This is a genomic window from Cellulomonas rhizosphaerae (genome assembly GCF_003470205.1).
Lineage (GTDB): Bacteria > Actinomycetota > Actinomycetes > Actinomycetales > Cellulomonadaceae > Cellulomonas > Cellulomonas rhizosphaerae.
Genome location: NZ_QWKP01000056.1, coordinates 1 through 3,628, shown reverse-complemented (window position 1 = coordinate 3,628; position 3,628 = coordinate 1). Strand labels below are relative to the sequence as shown.

The window sequence follows — 3,628 nt, the reverse complement described above, 5'->3', positions numbered from 1 at the left end:
GGCGGCCACCTCACGCACGGCATGAAGATCAACTTCTCCGGCCGCCTCTACAACATCGTCGCGTACGGCGTGGACCCGACCACGTCGCTCGTCGACATGGACGAGGTGCGCCGGCTCGCGGTCGAGCACAAGCCCAAGGTGATCATCGCCGGCTGGTCCGCCTACCCGCGCACGCTCGACTTCGCCGCGTTCCGCGCGATCGCCGACGAGGTCGGCGCGCTCCTGTGGGTCGACATGGCGCACTTCGCGGGCCTCGTCGCGGCGGGCATCCACCCGTCGCCCGTGCCGCACGCCCACGTCGTGTCCTCGACGGTGCACAAGACGATCGGCGGCCCCCGCTCGGGCTTCATCCTCACGAACGACGCCGACCTGGCCAAGAAGATCAACTCGGCGGTGTTCCCGGGCCAGCAGGGCGGCCCGCTCATGCACGTGATCGCCGCCAAGGCCGTCGCGTTCAAGATCGCCGGCACGCCCGAGTTCCGGGACCGCCAGGAGCGCACGGTTCGCGGCGCGCAGATCGTGGCCGAGCGCCTCACCGCGGCGGACGTCGCCGGCGCCGGCATCGTGATCCGCTCCGGCGGCACCGACGTGCACCTGGTCCTCGTCGACCTGCGCGACGCGGCGATCGACGGCAAGCAGGCCGAGGACCTCCTGCACGAGGTCGGCATCACGGTCAACCGCAACGCGGTCCCCAACGACCCGCGCCCGCCGATGGTCACGTCCGGCCTGCGGATCGGCACGCCCGCGCTCGCGACCCGCGGCTTCGGCGACGCCGAGTTCACGGAGGTCGCCGAGATCATCGCGCAGACCCTCGTCGCGGGCGAGGCCGCCGACGTCGAGTCCCTGCGCGCCCGCGTCGCCACGCTCGCGAACGCGTTCCCGCTGTACGCCGGCCTGGAGCAGTACTGAGATGACGGCACAGGTCCTGGACGGCAAGGCGACCGCGGCGAGCATCAAGGCCGAGCTCACCACCCGGGTGGCCGCGCTGGCCGAGCGGGGGATCACCCCCGGGCTCGGCACGCTGCTCGTCGGCGACGACCCGGGCTCGCAGTGGTACGTCGCGGGCAAGCACAAGGACTGCGCGGAGGTGGGCATCGCCTCGCTGCGCGAGGACCTGCCCGCCGACGCGACCCAGGAGGAGATCGAGGCCGCGGTGCGGCGCCTGAACGAGGACCCGGCCTGCACCGGGTTCATCGTGCAGCTGCCGCTGCCGAAGGGCATCGACACCAACCGGGTGCTCGAGCTCGTCGATCCCGACAAGGACGCCGACGGCCTGCACCCGACCAACCTGGGCCGCCTGGTCCTGCGCGTCAACGAGCCGGTCACGAGCCCGCTGCCGTGCACGCCACGGGGCATCATCGAGCTCATCGAGCGGCACGACATCTCGCTGGCCGGTGCCGACGTGGTCGTCGTCGGGCGTGGCGTGACCGTGGGCCGGTCCATCGGCCTGCTGCTCACGCGGCGCGAGGTCAACGCGACCGTGACCCTGACGCACACGGGCACCGAGGACCTCGCGGAGCACACCCGCAACGCCGACGTCATCATCGCGGCGGCGGGCGTGCAGGGGGTCATCACCTCGGAGATCGTCAAGCCCGGGGCCGTCGTGATCGACGTCGGCGTCTCGCGGGTCGTCGACTCCGAGACGGGCAAGAGCCGGGTCGTCGGCGACGTCGACCCGAGCGTGCTCGAGGTCGCGTCCTGGGTCTCGCCCAACCCGGGTGGGGTGGGCCCGATGACCCGCGCGATGCTGCTCAGCAACGTGGTCGACTCGGCGGAGCGGGCGTCAGGCCTGGCCTGACGGGGACGGAACGACGAAGATCGCCCTCGGGGACTCCCCGGGGGCGATCGTCGTTCCCGGCCCGGCCGAAGGGGGCCCGTGATGGGCATCGTCCACCCGCACCTCTGGTTCGACTCCAACGCGCTCGAGGCTGCGCAGTACTACGTGTCGATCTTCCCGAACTCCTCGATCACCGACGTCCTGCTCGCGCCGTCGGACATGCCCGGGGCCAAGAAGGGCGACCCGTTCGTCGTGCACTTCGTCCTCGACGGACAGCCGGTCGAGGCGCTGTCCGCCGGCCCGCACTTCCAGCTCAACGAGGCGTTCTCCATGGTCGTCGACTGCGACACCCAGGAGGAGGTCGACCGCTACTGGGACGCGTTGCTCGAGGGCGGCGGGACCGAGCTGCAGTGCGGCTGGCTGACCGACCGGTTCGGGCTCACCTGGCAGGTGGTGCCACGCCAGCTGATCGAGTGGACGCTCTCGCCCGACGCTGACCCGGAGGGAGCCGCTCGCGCGACCGCGGTGATGTTCACGCAGGTGAAGCTGGACATCGCCGCGCTCGAGGCGGCCTACCGGGGGGTGTGAGGACGGCACTCCGGAGGCGACTGCGGGGAGCTCGTCCGCGGGCCGTGAGCGCGTGCCGTCGATGTCGGTGGCGTGGGGTTGGATGAGCGGGTGCTCACGATCGCAAGCGTCAACGTCAACGGCATCCGTGCCGCCTTCCGCCGGGGGATGGACACCTGGCTCGAGCAGCGCACGCCCGACGTGCTGCTGCTGCAGGAGGTCCGTGCGTCGGACGAGATCCTCGCCGACCACCTCGCGGCCGACGGTTGGCACCTCGCGCACGAGGCGAGCGAGACCAAGGGCCGCGCGGGCGTCGCGATCGCCTCGCGGCTGCCGATGAGCGCGGTGCGGATCGGCATGAAGACGGGCGTCACGGGGGACACGGGGCGGTGGGTCGAGGCCGACCTCGAGCTCGCCGCGCACGAGGGCGCGCCGGCCCGCACGGTCACGGTGGTCTCGACGTACATCCACTCCGGCACGGTCGGCCAGCCGTCGATGGACGAGAAGTACGCGTTCCTCGACCACGTCACGGCCCGCCTCGCGGACATCGCCGAGGACGGCGGCTACGCGGTCGTCGCGGGGGACCTGAACATCGCGCACCGCGAGGCGGACATCAAGAACTGGAAGGGCAACCTCAAGTCGGCGGGCTTCCTGCCGCGCGAGCGTGCTTACCTCGACCGCTGGTTCGACGACCTGGGGTGGCGGGACCTCGGTCGCGAGCTCGGGGGCGAAGGGCCGGGGCCGTTCACCTGGTGGTCCTGGCGCGGGGCGGCGTTCGACAACGACGCCGGCTGGCGCATCGACTACCAGCTCGCGACGCCCGAGCTCGCGGACGCCGCGGTGAGCGTGAGCGTCGACCGGGCCGCGACGTACGCCGAGCGGTTCTCCGACCACGCGCCCCTGGTGGTCGAGTACGACCTGTGAGGCACTCAGTCGACGGGTGACGTGCGCGGGGCCTCGGTCGGGACGGTGGAGGCTGCCGCGACGGTGGTCTCGTCCGGACCCTCGTCGTCGGACGGCTCGTCGTCGTCCGACGGTGCGTCGGGCGCTCCCGGCAGATCGCGCATGCCGAGGAACGGGCCGAGCAGCACGGGCAGCGTCGCCGCGCCGGATACGCCGACGGCGATCCACAGCGTCGGCTCGATGCCCACGTGCGTGCCGAGCCAGCCGCCGAGCAGCCCGCCGATCGGCATGCAGCCCCACACGATGAACCGGATCGACGCGTTCATCCGGCCCAGCAGCGGGGGCGGGCACACGCGCTGGCGGAAGCTCACCTGCGCGACG

General features: G+C 72.1%; 4 protein-coding genes and 1 pseudogene. 4 read left to right on the top strand and 1 reads right to left on the bottom strand.

Features of this window, described 5'->3' with window-relative positions:
• The 4 genes from glyA to D1825_RS00800 all read left to right on the top strand — a co-directional run.
• On the top strand, window positions 1-909 hold a 909-nt coding region (gene glyA, locus D1825_RS00815), incomplete at its 5' end, for a serine hydroxymethyltransferase (protein WP_138067119.1).
• A 1-nt stretch (window position 910) separates the two neighbouring features.
• Window positions 911-1,798, top strand: a complete 888-nt coding sequence (locus tag D1825_RS00810) for a bifunctional methylenetetrahydrofolate dehydrogenase/methenyltetrahydrofolate cyclohydrolase (RefSeq protein ID WP_118765630.1) — start codon at window positions 911-913, stop codon at window positions 1,796-1,798.
• Window positions 1,799-1,879: 81 nt separating this feature from the next.
• Entirely contained in the window at window positions 1,880-2,365 is a 486-nt protein-coding gene (locus D1825_RS00805) for a VOC family protein (protein ID WP_118765629.1), read from the top strand.
• A 90-nt stretch (window positions 2,366-2,455) separates the two neighbouring features.
• Window positions 2,456-3,268: an exodeoxyribonuclease III gene (locus D1825_RS00800; RefSeq protein ID WP_118765628.1), complete on the top strand. Its 813-nt coding sequence runs from the start codon at window positions 2,456-2,458 to the stop codon at window positions 3,266-3,268.
• A 5-nt stretch (window positions 3,269-3,273) separates the two neighbouring features.
• Here the strand turns inward: D1825_RS00800 and D1825_RS00795 are convergent.
• Window positions 3,274-3,628, bottom strand: a pseudogene (locus D1825_RS00795) (hypothetical protein); the annotation flags it as partial.